The organism is Micromonospora sp. LOL_025, from assembly GCF_048060285.1.
Lineage (GTDB): Bacteria > Actinomycetota > Actinomycetes > Mycobacteriales > Micromonosporaceae > Micromonospora.
The window spans coordinates 142200-156169 of record NZ_JBHMIR010000009.1; the positions used below are offsets into that span (position 1 = coordinate 142200).

At 74.8% G+C, this 13970-nt stretch carries 17 protein-coding genes; 11 read left to right on the top strand and 6 right to left on the bottom strand.

Translation table 11 applies throughout. The annotated features are described in order from the left end of the window. The first annotated feature begins 8 nt into the window (after positions 1 to 8). Positions 9 to 452 carry a hypothetical protein gene (locus tag ACFHW0_RS14765; protein WP_416607930.1) on the top strand — a complete coding sequence of 148 codons (444 nt, stop codon included), beginning with the start codon at positions 9 to 11 and terminating at the stop codon, positions 450 to 452. 162 nt (positions 453 to 614) lie between these two features. On the opposite strand, the gene ACFHW0_RS14770 is transcribed toward ACFHW0_RS14765, so the two are convergent. Beyond that, positions 615 to 1403: a D-Ala-D-Ala carboxypeptidase family metallohydrolase gene (locus tag ACFHW0_RS14770; protein WP_416607933.1), complete on the bottom strand. Its 789-nt coding sequence runs from the start codon at positions 1401 to 1403 to the stop codon at positions 615 to 617. A 304-nt stretch (positions 1404 to 1707) separates the two neighbouring features. On the opposite strand from ACFHW0_RS14770, the gene ACFHW0_RS14775 reads away from it, so the two are divergent. Together ACFHW0_RS14775 and ACFHW0_RS14780 are read left to right on the top strand one after the other, a co-directional pair. Then, the gene (locus tag ACFHW0_RS14775) at positions 1708 to 2349 is read left to right on the top strand and encodes a DUF6642 family protein (protein WP_366640529.1); all 642 of its coding nucleotides are present in this window, start codon (positions 1708 to 1710) and stop codon (positions 2347 to 2349) included. An 89-nt stretch (positions 2350 to 2438) separates the two neighbouring features. Further along, positions 2439 to 2903 (top strand): PPOX class F420-dependent oxidoreductase, encoded by a 465-nt coding sequence (locus ACFHW0_RS14780; protein WP_416607937.1) that lies wholly within the window; start codon positions 2439 to 2441, stop codon positions 2901 to 2903. A gap of 60 nt (positions 2904 to 2963) precedes the next feature. Here ACFHW0_RS14780 and ACFHW0_RS14785 read toward each other — a convergent pair whose 3' ends face one another. Further along, a complete protein-coding gene (locus ACFHW0_RS14785) occupies positions 2964 to 3605 on the bottom strand; it encodes an NAD(P)-dependent oxidoreductase (RefSeq protein WP_416607940.1) in 642 nt (213 codons plus the stop codon). A 108-nt stretch (positions 3606 to 3713) separates the two neighbouring features. Then, entirely contained in the window at positions 3714 to 4946 is a 1233-nt protein-coding gene (locus tag ACFHW0_RS14790; RefSeq protein ID WP_416607943.1) for a serine hydrolase domain-containing protein, read from the bottom strand. 78 nt (positions 4947 to 5024) lie between these two features. Between ACFHW0_RS14790 and ACFHW0_RS14795 the strand changes: the two genes are divergently transcribed. The 6 genes from ACFHW0_RS14795 (at position 5025) to ACFHW0_RS14820 (ending at position 8714) form a co-directional block, all read left to right on the top strand. Further along, on the top strand, positions 5025 to 5618 hold the full coding sequence (locus tag ACFHW0_RS14795; protein ID WP_416607946.1) for a pentapeptide repeat-containing protein: 594 nt from the start codon (positions 5025 to 5027) through the stop codon (positions 5616 to 5618). Positions 5619 to 5664: 46 nt separating this feature from the next. Further along, a complete protein-coding gene (locus ACFHW0_RS14800; RefSeq protein ID WP_416607949.1) occupies positions 5665 to 6114 on the top strand; it encodes a pyridoxamine 5'-phosphate oxidase family protein in 450 nt (149 codons plus the stop codon). Positions 6115 to 6282: 168 nt separating this feature from the next. Continuing rightward, positions 6283 to 7245, top strand: a complete 963-nt coding sequence (locus ACFHW0_RS14805) for a hypothetical protein (protein ID WP_416607952.1) — start codon at positions 6283 to 6285, stop codon at positions 7243 to 7245. A 98-nt stretch (positions 7246 to 7343) separates the two neighbouring features. Next, positions 7344 to 7775, top strand: coding sequence for a nitroreductase family deazaflavin-dependent oxidoreductase (locus ACFHW0_RS14810; RefSeq protein ID WP_416607954.1), 432 nt, complete (start codon positions 7344 to 7346; stop codon positions 7773 to 7775). A gap of 117 nt (positions 7776 to 7892) precedes the next feature. Continuing rightward, complete coding sequence (locus tag ACFHW0_RS14815) at positions 7893 to 8237, top strand: DUF1330 domain-containing protein (RefSeq protein WP_416607957.1); 345 nt, start codon at positions 7893 to 7895, stop codon at positions 8235 to 8237. A 150-nt stretch (positions 8238 to 8387) separates the two neighbouring features. Next, on the top strand, positions 8388 to 8714 hold the full coding sequence (locus ACFHW0_RS14820; RefSeq protein WP_416607959.1) for a hypothetical protein: 327 nt from the start codon (positions 8388 to 8390) through the stop codon (positions 8712 to 8714). 38 nt (positions 8715 to 8752) lie between these two features. On the opposite strand, the gene dacB is transcribed toward ACFHW0_RS14820, so the two are convergent. Beyond that, complete coding sequence (dacB, locus tag ACFHW0_RS14825; protein WP_416607962.1) at positions 8753 to 10336, bottom strand: D-alanyl-D-alanine carboxypeptidase/D-alanyl-D-alanine-endopeptidase; 1584 nt, start codon at positions 10334 to 10336, stop codon at positions 8753 to 8755. A gap of 136 nt (positions 10337 to 10472) precedes the next feature. Here dacB and ACFHW0_RS14830 point away from each other — a divergent pair, with 136 nt between their 5' ends. Beyond that, complete coding sequence (locus tag ACFHW0_RS14830; RefSeq protein ID WP_416607965.1) at positions 10473 to 11546, top strand: NAD(P)-binding domain-containing protein; 1074 nt, start codon at positions 10473 to 10475, stop codon at positions 11544 to 11546. A 181-nt stretch (positions 11547 to 11727) separates the two neighbouring features. Beyond that, positions 11728 to 12009, top strand: coding sequence for an adhesin (locus ACFHW0_RS14835; RefSeq protein WP_366640510.1), 282 nt, complete (start codon positions 11728 to 11730; stop codon positions 12007 to 12009). Positions 12010 to 12049: 40 nt separating this feature from the next. Here ACFHW0_RS14835 and ACFHW0_RS14840 read toward each other — a convergent pair whose 3' ends face one another. Both ACFHW0_RS14840 and ACFHW0_RS14845 read right to left on the bottom strand, forming a co-directional pair. After that, positions 12050 to 13153, bottom strand: a complete 1104-nt coding sequence (locus tag ACFHW0_RS14840) for a beta family protein (protein ID WP_416607968.1) — start codon at positions 13151 to 13153, stop codon at positions 12050 to 12052. Between the two features lie 237 nt (positions 13154 to 13390). After that, complete coding sequence (locus tag ACFHW0_RS14845) at positions 13391 to 13915, bottom strand: PepSY domain-containing protein (RefSeq protein ID WP_416607971.1); 525 nt, start codon at positions 13913 to 13915, stop codon at positions 13391 to 13393. Between the last annotated feature and the right edge of the window lie 55 nt (positions 13916 to 13970).

Consider the following 13970-nt stretch of genomic DNA (forward strand, 5'->3'; position numbering starts at 1 on the left):
GGCCTGCCGTGCGGGTTGGTGAGCAGTCGACGGATCCCATCGACCAGATCCTGGGCGAGGTGCCGGTGCCGGCGCCGCTGACCCCCGAGGACGTCCGGCTCGCGGTCCGGGCGGTGGTGGTGCACGCCGCCGAGGAGTGGCCGGCCGGCCCGCTGTGCCGCAACGACGGCGCGACGTACCCGTGCCGGCTGCACCGCTGGGGTCGGCGGGTGCTGGAGCGGCACGGGCTCAACGAGCGGCAGATCGACGCCCTGGTGCGGCACGGCAATCCCTTCGTGCACGTGCCGTTCCCGTTCACGGTGACCGGCCCCGCGCCGACCGCCCGCGCACCACGTACCACCGCCGGGCACCCGGGCGGCCCGCGCGCGGTCGCGCCCGGCGCCCGTCCCGCCGGCCCCGGCCGGCCGGTGGCTCCCCCCGCCACCGCGCCGCGCTGGCCCCGGGCGAGCTGAGCGGGGGTATGCCGGCACGACCGCCGGCCCCCCGGCACGCCGAGCGGAGGTACGCCCGCCGACGCGACCGGGGGAGACGACGCCGGCCCGGTGCGCGGGGTTCCCACCCGCGCCCGGGCCGGCGTCGTCGTCCGCCAGTCTCGGCGTCGTCGTCCTGCCGGCTCAGTCGTTGCCGGCGCCGATCCCGCAGTCCGGCGCGGACCAACTGGTGGTGTTCGGGGTGTTGTCGCTGTTGTTCTCCCGCCGCGAGTCCACGTGCACGTGGTCGTCGTGGTCCGGGTAGCCGGGACCGTAGATCCCGCTGAAGCCCCGGTTGCGGGCGTCGCGGGCGATCTGGCACAGCGAGCTGGTGCGCGACACCACGTCGGCGGCGTTGCCGTAGAGGTGCTGGCTGTCGGACGCCCCGCCGACCTGGTCGTTGCAGGCGCGGCTGCGGAAGCCGCTGCTGACGCGCAGCGGCTTGTCGCCGAGGCTGCGCCGCATCGCCTCCAGCTTCCACATCGTGCGCAGCGCGTTCTGCCGGGTCTGCGCGGCGGAGAGCGGGCCACCGGTCCAGCCGCCGCGACCGCAGCCGTCGTCCATCTCGCTGTAGCTGAAGTGCCGCGGCGTGCAGTCGTCGTCCTGGAGGGCGTAGAGCTTGCCGTACGTCTGCGGTCCGGCGACGCCGTCGGCGCGCAGCCCGTACGCGGCCTGGAAGCGCTTGACGGCGGCGGCGGTCTTCGGTCCGTAGCGGCCGTCGTTCTCCACGATGTCCCGGTTGCCGGCCCACCCGGCCACCCGGATCTGCAACTGGCGGACGTCGTTGCCGGAGCGCCCCTGGTAGAGGTTGCGCTGCCACGTGTAGCAGCCGTCGGCATGGGCCGCTGGCGCGGCGACCACCGTGGCGACAGCGGCTGCCGGCAACGCCAGGGCGAATGCGACAGCCGCCCGTTTCAGGGTGTTGACGTGCACAGAAGTCCTCCCGGTAGGAGTGCGAATGGGGTGGCATCCGGGACATGGGCCTGGCCGTCCCGCATTTCCACCCTGGCAGGCCGACGGCCGGTTCGCGGCAATTAACAAGAATTGTCCTCACGATTCGCCGTTCCTGGGTGCTGCCTGGGCATTACGCGAATTGGGAAACGCCCATTGATCGGCAACGGGCCACAGCAAGGCGCGAACGGCACGCAAAGGCGCGGTACGGCACACGCAGGGTGATGTTCTCCCGCCGGTCCGACCCGGTAACGTCAGCGCCGGCGGGACCGGGGGAGGGGGCGACATGGCACGTGGTGGCGTCTTCTGCATCGAGGGCCAGTGGCACCGCGACCTCAACGAGCGCGGCTCCGTCCTGCCCACCCTGGAACTGCTCGAACGGCTCGGAAAGATCCGCTTCATTCACAAGGACGCGGCCACCCGCGACGAGCTGTTCTACTTCCTCGACCGTTGGCTGCTCAAGCAGTACGCCGACCACCGCGTCGGCTTCTTCGCCATGCACGGCGAGCCGAGCCGGCTCTGCCTCACCGACTGGGAATCGGTGGCGCTCGCCGACGTCGCCGAGCTGATGGCGGGCCGCTGCGAGGGCCGGCGGCTCTATTTCGGCAGCTGTTCGGTGCTGCGGGCCTCCGACGCGGTGCTGCGGGACTTCCTCGACGCCACCGGAGCGGCCCTGATCTGCGGATACACCCGCGAGGTGGACTGGGTCGAATCGGCCGCCTTCGAAACCGTCCTGCTCGACGTGCTGGCCAACGGGCAGCGCCACAACGCCGCCGAGCTGCGGATGGGCTCCGCGCACTGGGCGCCGCTCGCCTCGTACCTCGGATTCCGGGTGATCTACGCCAACGGCCGCGCCTGGCGGCCCTCGGTCCGCCCCCGGGTGCCGGCCCAGCCCGCCGCCGGCCGCGCCGCCCCGCGCCCCCGCTGAGGCCGCCGGGCAGACGCGCGACCGGGGGCGCGGCGCCCGTCCCGCCCGGTGCGGTCGCCGGGCGGCGGTCGCCCTGGTAGGAACGAACGATGGCACGCAGCATCGCGACGAACACCCGGGTCGACCGGGCCGGGCTGACCGAGTTCCTCCGGCCACGGCACCGGGTGGTGCTGATCACCACCCGCGCCGACGGCCGGCCGCAGTCGTCCCCGGTCTCCGCCGGGGTGGACGGCGAGGGGCGGTTGGTGATCTCCACCTATCCCGAGCGGGCCAAGGTCGCCAACGTCCGCCGCGACCCACGGGTGTCGGCCTGCGTGCTCTCCGACGACTGGAACGGCCCGTGGGTGCAGGTCGACGGCACCGCCGAGGTGCTGGACCTGCCGGCGGCGCTGGAGCCGCTGGTGGACTACTTCCGTTGCATCTCCGGCGAGCACCCGGACTGGGACGAGTACCGGGCGGCGATGCTCCGGCAGGGCAAGTCGCTGATCCGGGTCACCATCGAGGCGTGGGGCCCGATCGCCACCGGCGGCTTCCCCGCCCGCCTCGCCGACTGACGACCCGCCCGCCGTCTCGCGCCGCCGTGGGCCACCGCGAGTGCCCGGGCCGCCTCGCCCTCAGTACGCGGCGGTGAAGCGGGCGTTCTCGTGGCGCGGCTGTTCGATCTCGTCCACGATCGCCACCGCCAGGTCCTCGTAGCTGAGCACCGAGCGGCCCTCGTGGTCGGTCACCGGCTGGTCGCCGCCGGTGCGGTAGTGCCCGGTGCGCTCGCCCGGATGGAACTCCAGCGGCGGCGGGGAGACGTACGTCCAGGTCACCCCGTCGGCCGAGGAGCGGTAGAAGTCGAGGGCGTCGGCCTGCCCCATGGCCGCGTCACGGTACTCCTCGGGGAAGTCCGGCTCGTCGAGGTAGCGGGTGCCCTTCGGGGTGAGCAGGGTCGAGCCGCCGCCCACGTGGATGATCCGGGGCGCGGCCGGCATGCCGCGCAGCACGCCGACCAGGTTCCGCGCCGCGTCGAGCCACAGGTCGTGTCCGCCGCCGCCGATCGCCACCACCATGGCGTCCGTGTCGGACGCCAGCTCCCGTACGCTCCGCTCGCTGGTGGCGTCCCCGGTGACCACCGTGACCGCCGGCGGCAGGTACGAGGTGGCCTCCGGCCGGCGTACCGCCGCGGTGACCCGGTGCCCCCGGCCGACCGCCTCGGCGGTGATCCGCGACCCCGCGGTGCCACCCGCGCCGAACACGACGATGTTGCTCATGGCCGACCGCCTCCCGTCCTGCCCGACCTGGTCCGCCTCCAGGCTATTGACCTGCCCGGCCGGCCGGTGCCGTTACCGTGATCCCGGCCGTCGGCGAACGACCGGGGCTCAGTCGACCAGGGCGGAGTAGACGAGCTGGCGCAGCTGCGGCCGGATCGGGTAGGTGCTCGACGGCATGAGCTGGGTGAAGAACAGGGCCGTGACCTCCTCGGCCGGGTCGACCCAGAACGCCGTGCTCGCCACGCCGCCCCAGTAGTACTCGCCGGGGCTGCTCGGCACCCGGCTCGGCACGGGGTCGTCGACCACGGCGAAGCCGAGCCCGAAGCCGATCCCGTCGAGGGTGGTCTCGGCGAAGCCACCGGCGGAGAGGGTCTCCAGGTCCTGCCCGCCGGGCAGGTGGTTGCGGGTCATGAAGCGCACCGTGCGCGGCCCCAGCAGGCGTGCCCCGTCCAGCTCGCCGCCGCGCAGCAGCATCTGGGTGAACCGGTGGTAGTCGGCGGCGCTGGAGATCAGTCCGCCGCCGCCGGAGAGCAGCAGCGGCTTCTCGTACGCCAGGGCGCCCAGCTTGTCGTAGCGGAACGCGCGGCCGGTGCGCGGGTCGGGCGCGTAGAGGGCGGCGAGCCGGTCGGCGGCGTCGCCCCCGGCCCACCAGTGCGTGTCCGTCATGCCCAGCGGGCGGAAGATCCGGTCGGCGAAGAAGGCGTCCAGGCTCTGCCCGGAGACCACCTCGACCAGCCGGCCGAGCACGTCGGTGGCGACCGAGTAGCCCCACGCGGTGCCGGGCTGGAACAGCAGCGGCAGCTCGCCGAAGGCCTGGCAGGCCGTGGCGAGGTCGACGTCCGCCGGCGGATACAGGTCGTAGCCGGCGGCCCGGTAGATGGTGTCGACCACCGAGGTCTGCATGAAGCCGTACGTCAGGCCGGCGGTGTGGGTGAGCAGGTGCCAGATCCGGATCGGTTCGACCGCCGGCACCGTGTACGGCTTGAGGGCCGAGCCCTTGGAGTAGACCCGCATGTCGGCGAACTCGGGCAGCCACCGGCTGATCTCGTCGGTCAGCTCGAAGCGGCCCTCCTCCCACAGGATCATCGCGGCGACCGAGGTGACGGGCTTGGTCATCGAGTAGATGCGCCAGAGCGTGTCCGCCTCGACGGGCCTGCCCGCCTCCACGTCGCGCAGCCCGTACGTCGAGGAGTGGGCGATCTCGCCACGGCGGGTGACCAGCACCTGCCAGCCGGCGAGGCGACCGTCGTCGACGTACCTGCCGAAGTGCTCGTCGATGCGCGCCAACCGCGCCGGGTCGAAGCCGATCTGGTCCGGGTCGATGCTGCGTGCCACACTCACGCCGCCGAAACTACTAGCCGGTACGCCCCGGTGGAAGGGCCGCCGGCCGTTGTCCCGCCCCGTCGGTAGCCTGGTCCGATGCCCGAGCTGACCGAGGACGAGACCTTCCGCAACGAGGACTGGTACGGCGAGGAACTGGTGGACCGGCGCTTCGTCCGCTGCGAGTTCTTCCACGTCGACCTGACCGAGGCGGTGAGCCGGGGCGCGGTCTTCGACAGTTGCACCTTCGGCAACGTGAAGTTCAACGCCTCCCGGCACACCGACTCGGCCTTCACCCGCTGCACCTTCCAGCGGTGCAACTTCTTCGAGGCGGAGTTCACCGGCTGCAAGCTCGTGGGCAGCACCTTCGCCCAGTGCGACCTGCGGCCGCTGACGGTCGCCGGCGGCGACTGGTCGTTCGTCGCGCTGCCCGGCGCCGACCTGCGCGGGGTCCGCATCACCGACGTCCGGATGCGGGAGGTGGATCTCACCGGGGCCAACCTCACCGGGGCCACGGTCACCGGCGTCGACCTCTCCGCCGCGCAGCTGCACAGCTCCCGGCTGTCCAAGGCCGACCTGCGCGGCAGCGACCTGACCGCGCTCGACCCGACGGTGGTGGAGCGGGCCGGGGCGATCGTCGACCCCGCGCAGACCGTGGTGATCGCGCAGGCGCTCGGCTTCGAGATCCGCTGAGAAAAGCCGACGCGGGTTGTCCGGATTGCCTGCCAGGCTGGGCCCCATGGCATGGTGGTCAGATCTCGTCCGGGACGAGCCCGGCTTCGCCGAGCGCGTCCGGGCGCGCTTCGTGGTACGCAGACACGGCACGATGGCGACGCTGCGCCGGGACGGCTCCCCCCGGATCAGCGGCACCGAGTTCGACTTCGACGACGAGCACCTGCGGCTGGGCAGCATGCCCGGCGCGGTCAAGGCGCTCGACCTGCGCCGCGACCCACGGGTGGCGCTGCACTGCCCGACCGAGGACACTCCGGCCGACGACCCGGGGGTCTGGGGCGGCGACGCGAAGATCGCCGGGCGGGCGCACGAGGAACCGCCGGGCGAGAACGGCTCGCACCGGTTCCGGATCGAGCTGACCGAGGTGGTGCTGACCCGGGTGGGCGACCCGCCGGACCACCTGGTGATCGAGAGCTGGCATCCCGGCCGGGGCCTGCGCCGCCGCCGGCGGGACTGAGCCGACCGCCGCAGGACCCGCGACCGCAGTCCTCATCGATGTCCGCTACCGTCCGGTGACGAACTGGACACGCCCGTCCGTCCGGCGCGACGGACGAGGCGGTGCGGGCGCGGGACGTCCACAACGGACGGCCGCGTCCGGCCGGGGCCGGTGGAAAGTGGAGGGTCGGTGGCGGAGGAAGACCTCACCCGACAGCGCATCCGGCCGTCGCGGTACGGCCGCCCGAACGGCGAGCCGGCAGCCCCGCCCGCGCCGCCGCACCCGCCCCCGCCGCAGGCCGGGCACACCCGCATCGACCTGCGGCGGCGGGCCCGGTCGCGGCAGCGCCGCCGGTGGGCCGTGGAGGGGATCGCCGTGGTCGCCTGCCTGGTCGCCCTCGGGTCGTACCTGACCGCCGGCGACCCCGAGCCGGACGGCGAGACCGGCGGCGGCGTACCGGCGGGCGCCGGTATGCCGCCGGGCTTACCCGGGGTGGAGGGGCGCGACCTCGACGCCGGCCTGGTCTCGCCCGGGCTGCGGCCCCGGCAGCGCCCGCCGAGCCCGTCTCCGACGCCGTCGACGCCACCGACGTCCGCGCCGCCGGTGCGGGCGGTGCTCGCCGCCAGCATGGCCGAGGCGCCGGGCGAGGTGGACCTGACCACGGTGGGCAGCCGCGACTGGGTCCACTGGGGCCTGCGCGGCGCGGAGTCGACGGTCCGCAAGCGCGGCGGCTCCGGCGAGATCCGCGACGAGGGCGGCACCGGCCGGCGGGGCGGCTGGGACGACAACCAGGAGAGCTTCAGCTGGCGCGACGGCAGCCCGGTGGCGTCGGTGAGCGGCTCGCCCCACGGGGTCTACCGGTGCGGCGCCGGCAGCCGCTTCACGCTCGCGGTCGCCGCCGACGGCAGGGCGCGCACCGTCCGGCTGTACGGCGGGGTGTGGATGGCGCGGGGACGGCTGGACGCCCGCCTCTCCGTCGGCGGCCCGAGCCGGACCCTGCGGATCGAGGACCGGCACACCAGCCGGTCCACCGAGTTCACGATCCGGTTCCAGGCGCCGAAGGGCAGCCGGCTGGTGCTGACCTGGACGGTGGAGCAGGCGTTCAGCGACGACTGCGGCAACGTCGGCGTCCAGGCGGTCGCCCTGCGCTGACGCGGGTCTCCGGGCGGCCTCGTTCGCCCGGCGACCGGCCGCTGCCCGGAGTAGCGTGGTCGCGACGACCGGGTGCGCGAGGGCGAACGGGAGGGCCGATGGGCGAGCAGGTGCTGGACAGTCCGCAGGGCTGGGTGGCCGACCACATCCGGCGGTACGTCGAGACCGACGGCGCCGAGGGGCACGAGTGGCGGCCCGGCGTCTTCACCCTGCTGCTGACCACCCGGGGCCGGCGCAGCGCAAAGCTGCGGCGCACCGCGCTGATCTACGGCCGCGACGGCGACGCCTACCTGGTCGTCGCCTCGCAGGGCGGCGACCCCAGGCACCCGGCCTGGTACCTCAATCTGCTCGACGGGCCGCTGGTCGAGGTGCAGGTGGGCGCCGAGCGGTTCACCGCGCGGGCGCGGACCGCGACGGCGGAGGAGAAGCCGCGCATGTGGTCCACGATGGCCGCCATCTGGCCGGCGTACGACGAGTACCAGGCGAAGACCGACCGGGAGATCCCCGTCGTCGTGCTCGAACGCGTCTGAGCGGGAGCACCCCGCCGTCGTTACCTGACGGGTAATCGACGCCGGGGGCGTGCCGGCGGAAGACTCGGCGTACCGCCCCGGTCGTCCGGCCGGACGGACCGGCTCCCGGGAGGCACCATGCCCGCGTTCGCGCTCGCCCACCTGCACGACACCCCGGTCAACGAGGACATCCTCACCTACATCGAGCGCATCCAGGCCACGCTGGAACCGTTCGGCGGCCGGTTCCGGGTGCACGGCGCCGAGGTGGAGGTCAGGGAGGGCGACTGGCCGGGCACCGTGGTCGTCATCGAGTTCCCCGACCTGGACCGGGCCCGCGCCTGGTACGACTCGCCGGCGTACCAGGACATCCTGCCGCTGCGCACCCGGCACATCCCGGGCGCGGCGCTGATCGTCGACGGCGTCGGGTCCGACTACGACCCCCGCCGGACGGCCGCCCGGCTGCGGGCGAGGGCGGCCGGCTGACCGGCGGCTCCGCCCCGACGTCGGCACCGCCGCGCCCGCGACCGGGGGCTCCGGGTCCACCTCGCGGGACAGTTTGTCCGTCGCGCTGCGTCGTGCCTGTCATAACTTTCTGCTGTCCATCTCCGACAATCCCCTGTGGAGGCTTGACCGATGAGCAGCGTCACCACCCGCACCGTCCGTCCGACCGCCCCCCGGGGCGGCGGGGAGCCGTCCGGGGAGGTGCTCCGGGAGATCCCGCTGCCGCCGTACGTGACCGTCGAGGACGCCCAGTTCGCCGTGCGGGCGGTCGTGGTGCACGCGCCCAGGCTCTGGTCCGGCGGGACGGTCTGCCGCAACGACGCCAGCCCGCACCCGTGCCGGCTGCACCGCTGGGGCACCCGGGTGCTGGCGCAGCGGGGCCTGCGTCCCGCCGAGATCGCCGCGCTGATCGAACGCGGCGACCCGGCGGCCGAGCTTCCGCACCGTCCCGGCGCCTGAGCGCCGGCGGGGCCCCCGCACCGGGCCCCGCCGGCCCGTCAGCAGGCGTTCGGCTTGACCCAGGCGCACTCCAGGCCCTCCGGGACCCGGGGGGCGTCGGGCGCCGTCGGGGCAGCGACCCGCGCGCCGCCCACGCCCTTGTCCGTGTACGAGGCCAGGGCGATCGCGATCTGGTCCTCCAGCGTCTTCACCGAGGAGGCCAGGTAGTTGTTGAGCAGGATCGAGAACGCCAGCACCCGCCCGTCGGCGTCGGTGACGTAGCCGGAGAGGCCGGAGACGCCGGTCAGGCTGCCGGTCTTGGCGTGCACGTTGCCCGCCGCCGCCGTGCCCCGCATCCGGCTGCGCAGCGTCCCGCCGACGAACCGGTCCGCCTCGCCGGCGACCGGCAGGGCCGCGTACCAGGTGTCGAACCAGGGCTCGTCGCGTACGGCGGTGAGCAGGTCCACGAACTCGTCGGCGGGGATGAGGTTGCGCCGGGAGAGCCCCGAGCCGTCCCGCTGCCGCAGCGTGCCGGTGTCCATCCCGGCGTCGGCGACGTACTCGCTGATCGCGGCCAACCCGGCCGACCAGGTGCCGGAGCCGGAGAGCACCCGGCCGATCTCCTTGGTCAGCACCTCGGCGTGCCCGTTGTTGGACAGCTTGAGGAACGGCACCATCAGCTCGGCCAGGGGCATCGAGCGGTGCCGCGCCACCTCGGCCGCGCCCTCCGGGGTGGCCTGACCGAGCACCGTCCGGCCGAGCACCCGTACGCCGTGCCGGCGCAGTGCCGACCGGAAGACGTCGGCGGCGTAGCCGGTGGGCTCCCAGACGCTGACCCAGTCGCTCGCCGGCGCGGCGCCGAGCGCGATCTGCCCGGTCACCACGACCGTGTTGCTGCCGTGCGCGCGCTCGAAGGAGACCGACGTCTCCCCGCCGGCGACCGTCTCGGCCCGGTTCTCGATCTTCAGGTACCGGGTGGGCGGGGTGGTGGTGACGACCGGACGCGCGCCAGCGCTCGCGCCGGGGGCGGCGTGGACGACGACGGTGCCCGCGTCGTAGTCGGTGTCCGGTGCCACGGTCAGGGCGGAGACCTGCGCGGCGTAGTAGTACGGCTCGTCGTCCCAGGTCCAGTCGGGGCCGAGGCGGGTGCTGTCGTAGCGGGTGTCGTCGGCCACCAGGCTGCCGGTGACCACCCGGACGCCCGCGGCGGCGACCTGCGCGGCCAGCGCGTCGTAGTCGGCGGCCAGCATGGTCGGGTCGCCGCCGCCGCGCAGGTAGAGGTTGCCGGAGACCAGGCCCGCCCGGCGGGCGCCGCTGGTGCGCACCTCGGTGCTGAAGCGGTGGCCCGGCCCGAGCAGCTCCAGCGCCGCCGCCGAGGTCAGCAGCTTGGTGTTGGAGGCGGGCACCAGGCGGCGGTCGCCGTTGCGGTGGTAGACCGTCTCTCCGGTGGTCGCGTCCTTGACCACCACCGAGGCCTGCGCCCCGGCCAGCCGGCTGTCGGCGAGGATCGCGTCGATGGTGGCGTTCAGCCGGGTGGCCGCGGGGGTCGGGGACTCGGCGGTGGCGGTGGGCGCGCCCGCCGTGGCCGCGGCGGCGACCAGCGCGACCAGCGCGAGCGTCCGGGGGAAGAGACGACGATGCATGGGGTGATGCTGCCATGCAGGTATCTGCCAGAAAAGACCGTCGATGGAAAGAAATTTTCCGTGCGGTCCGGCGGGCTGTGACCGGCGAGACGCTTCCGGCGGGCAGCCGGGCGGGCCCGCCGGTGTTGTACCCGGCATGGACGAGCGCTCCGTCGACGTGCTGGTGATCGGGGCCGGGCAGGCCGGCCTCTCCGCCGGCCACCACCTGGGCCGCGCCGGGTTCGCCCCCGGGGACGGCTTCGTGATCCTCGACGGGGGCGACGGGCCGGGCGGGGCGTGGCGGCACCGCTGGCCCACCCTGCGACTCGACCGGGTGCACGGCTTCCACGACCTGCCCGGCCTGCCCTTCCCCGTGGCCGGGCCCGACCGGCCGGCGGCCGAGGTGGTCAGCGCCTACTTCGCCGCGTACGAGCGCGAGTTCGACCTGCCGGTGCGGCGCCCGGTGCGGGTCCGGGAGGTGCGCGACCGGCCCGACGGCCGGCTGACCGTGCACACCGACCACGGCTCCTGGACCACCCGCGCCCTGGTCAACGCCACCGGCACCTGGACGCGGCCGTTCTGGCCGCACTACCCCGGCCGGTCGACCTTCCGGGGCCGGCAGCTGCACACGGCCGACTACCGGGGACCGGCGGAGTTCGCCGGCCGGCGGGTCGTGGTGGTGGGCGGCGGGACGTCGGCCGTCCAACTGCTCGCCGAGGTCTCGACCGTGGCCGCCGGCACCACGTGGGTGACCCGGCGCCCGCCCGACTTCCGGGACGAGGAGTTCACCCCCGAGCGGGGGCGCGCGGCGGTGGCCCTGGTCGACGCGGCGGTACGCGCGGGCCGGCCGCCGGAGAGCGTGGTCGGGGTGACCGGGCTGCCGCTCACGCCGGAACTGCGCCGGCTGCGCGAGCGCGGCGTGCTCGACCGGTTACCCGTCTTCGACCGGATCACGCCCGACGGGGTGGCCTGGGACGACGGGCGGTTCGTGCCCGCGGACGTGATCCTGTGGTGCACCGGCTTCCGGGCCGCGCTGGACCATCTCGCGCCGCTGCGCCTGCGCGCGCCGGGCGGCGGTATCACGATGGACGGCACCCGCGTGGTCGCCGACGAGCGCATTCACCTGATCGGGTACGGCCCGTCGGCGAGCACGATCGGCGCCAACCGGGCGGGCCGCGCGGCGGTACGCGACATCCGCGCCCGACTCGCCCCGGTCGGTGCCGCGCACTGACCCCGCTCTATTTGACGGATCCCCCGACAGAGGGCAACGTAGGCCGTGGAGGGGCCCTGAGCTGCCCCGAAGCGCGACGGCGATGTGCGTGTCGCCCTTCCATCGCCTCCCACGTGTGCTCGCCCGCGGGCCGAACCCCGGTCCCGCACCGCGAATCCGAGAATCCACGAGGAGTTCCGCCATGCTCACCATGACCGACAACGCCGTGCTGGTCATCCGAGACCTCGCCAACCAGCAGGACGTCGCCGAGGACGGCGGAGTGCGGATCGCCGCCGACACCGACGCGGGTTCGCTCACCGTCGAACTGGTCGCCGAACCGGCCGAGGGCGACCACGTGGTGGACAACCAGGGCGCCCGCATCTTCCTGGACTCCGACGCCGCCGAGCTGCTCGGCGACGCGTCGGTGGACGCGAGCGTCGACGACGAGGGCATCGTGCAGTTCGGGTTCACCGAGAAGCAGTGACGGCGGGGCGCCTCCCCACCGGTGCCCGGCGGGGAGGCGCTCAGCCGGCCCGGCGGGTCTCCCCGTTGCGGTGCGGTCGGGCGGGTCGGCCCCGCTCCGGCGGCGCCTGATCGGATCGCCACGGCCCCGGCCGGGACTCCCGCCCCGGGTGCGGCAGCGCGGCCAGCACGTGCGCCAGGTGGTGCGATGTGCTCCACGCCGCCCAGTTGCTGGCGGACCCGGCGCCGGCGCCCCGGCGGGCACGCCGCAGGATCTCGTGGTCACCCCAGGAGAAGGCCGCGCCCGTGGCCGGCCAGTGCGGCGCCGAGACCACGGTGCGGCACAGGTCCGCGAACCGGTCGTCGCCGCGTCCGCCCCGCCGCGACCAGCGGTACACCCACCAGGCGCCGTCGGTGGTGTACCGGACGGTGGGCAGCCGGTCGCCCGACCGGTCGGCGCCGGGCACCGCGGACCCGACGCCGTAGTCGCCGTACCCGACGCCGAGGTCGGCCAGCCGCTGCCAGAGCTGCCAGTCCCAGCGGTCGAGGCGCACCGGTTCGTCGGTGGGCAGGGCGGACACCGCCGGGGGCATCCCGCCCGCCGCCACGCTCACGGAGCACCAGGCGTGCCGGCGGGCCCACTCCAGCAGCCGGCGGACCCGGGGCTCGGCCACCCGTACGTCGGCCCGGCAGCACACGTCGCCCGCGTCGAGGAGCAGGTCGCACTGCTCGGGTACCAGGCCGGTGAACCGCCAGACCCGCTCCGCCGCCGCCGTGGCCGCGTCCGGACCGGCCCGGTCGTGGCCCACCCGCAGCCGGACGACCGCCCGCTGGGCGTGGGCCCGGGCCGCGGCACCGTGCGCCATCAGGCGCCGGTCACTGTCCGCGAGCCCGATCACCGGCACCAGCGGTACGTCCCAGCGGACCAGTTCGGCCTCCGGGGCGTCGGGCAGGCCGGTGACGTCGACGGCCGTGAGCAGCCCGTCGGGCAGCCGACGGAGCACGTCCAGCGTGAACCGGTCGAGGACGGACACCTGGAGGACCGGGGCGAGCAGGGGGGCGACGACGTCGTCGAGATGACCGAGCGCCTCCAGCTCACCCCGCCGGTTGGCGAGGATGGGGCGGTAGACCGGTTCCGCCGCCCGGCCCCGGTGGGCGGGCACCATACCCCAATGTAGCCAGACATCGGTGTCGGTCACAGGGCCCGACCGGCCCGTCCCGCCCGCCGGGGCGTGCGGCACCCGTCGGCGACGACAGTTCGCCGGGGACGGTGCCGGTCTGCCGCGACCCGGGCCGGGCACGCCCGCCGCGTTCCCGCAACGGCGTCGCCGCCGTCCCGCGTGCCCGCAACGACGACGCCGCCGTCCCGCACACGGCGGGACGGCGGCGGTAGCGGCAACGGATCAGTCGTCGTCGCCGTCGTCGTCGTCCGAGTCATCGTCATCGTCCCGGTCGTCGTCGTCATCGTCGTCGACCGGCTCCTGCTCGGCCTTGACCACCGTGCCGTCGCCCCGGTCGACGTCGATCTCGTGCTCGGTCTGCCCGGCCACGATCTCGACGCTCCACACGGCGCGGCCGTCCTCGTCCTCGCGCTCGACCTCGACGATCTTGCCGCCGCCCGCCCGGGCCAGCGCGATCTCGCCGGCCCGCTGCTCGGTCACCGCGTCGTCGCCGGTGGCCGGCGCACCACTGCCCGACGGGGCCGGGGTGCCGCCGGTGGTCGGCGCGCCGCTCGTCGCCGGGGCGCTGCTCCCGGTGCCGCCCGGGGTGCCCGGCGTGGCCGGGGCCGTCGGGGCGGTGGTGGCGGCGGCCAGGGTGGTCGCCCGGGCCGCGCCGTTGTCGGCCGCCGCGACGCCGAAGGTCGCGCCGGTCACGGCCAGCACGGCCGCGCCGCCGAGCGACGCCAGCATCAGGGACTTGCGCTTCATCTCGTTCACCCTTCCTCGGTTGCTGGTTCCCAGGATCGCGCCGGTCCGGATAGCG

Coding starts and splice junctions, on each gene's coding strand:
- ACFHW0_RS14775 (WP_366640529.1), top strand. CDS start 1,708: ATGGCACGTGGTGGCGTCTTCTGCATCGAGGGCCAGTGGCACCGCGAC.
- ACFHW0_RS14780 (WP_416607937.1), top strand. CDS start 2,439: ATGGCACGCAGCATCGCGACGAACACCCGGGTCGACCGGGCCGGGCTG.
- ACFHW0_RS14785 (WP_416607940.1), bottom strand. CDS start 3,605: ATGAGCAACATCGTCGTGTTCGGCGCGGGTGGCACCGCGGGGTCGCGG.
- ACFHW0_RS14795 (WP_416607946.1), top strand. CDS start 5,025: ATGCCCGAGCTGACCGAGGACGAGACCTTCCGCAACGAGGACTGGTAC.
- ACFHW0_RS14800 (WP_416607949.1), top strand. CDS start 5,665: ATGGCATGGTGGTCAGATCTCGTCCGGGACGAGCCCGGCTTCGCCGAG.
- ACFHW0_RS14810 (WP_416607954.1), top strand. CDS start 7,344: ATGGGCGAGCAGGTGCTGGACAGTCCGCAGGGCTGGGTGGCCGACCAC.
- ACFHW0_RS14815 (WP_416607957.1), top strand. CDS start 7,893: ATGCCCGCGTTCGCGCTCGCCCACCTGCACGACACCCCGGTCAACGAG.
- ACFHW0_RS14820 (WP_416607959.1), top strand. CDS start 8,388: ATGAGCAGCGTCACCACCCGCACCGTCCGTCCGACCGCCCCCCGGGGC.
- dacB (WP_416607962.1), bottom strand. CDS start 10,336: ATGCATCGTCGTCTCTTCCCCCGGACGCTCGCGCTGGTCGCGCTGGTC.
- ACFHW0_RS14830 (WP_416607965.1), top strand. CDS start 10,473: ATGGACGAGCGCTCCGTCGACGTGCTGGTGATCGGGGCCGGGCAGGCC.
- ACFHW0_RS14835 (WP_366640510.1), top strand. CDS start 11,728: ATGCTCACCATGACCGACAACGCCGTGCTGGTCATCCGAGACCTCGCC.
- ACFHW0_RS14840 (WP_416607968.1), bottom strand. CDS start 13,153: ATGGTGCCCGCCCACCGGGGCCGGGCGGCGGAACCGGTCTACCGCCCC.
- ACFHW0_RS14845 (WP_416607971.1), bottom strand. CDS start 13,915: ATGAAGCGCAAGTCCCTGATGCTGGCGTCGCTCGGCGGCGCGGCCGTG.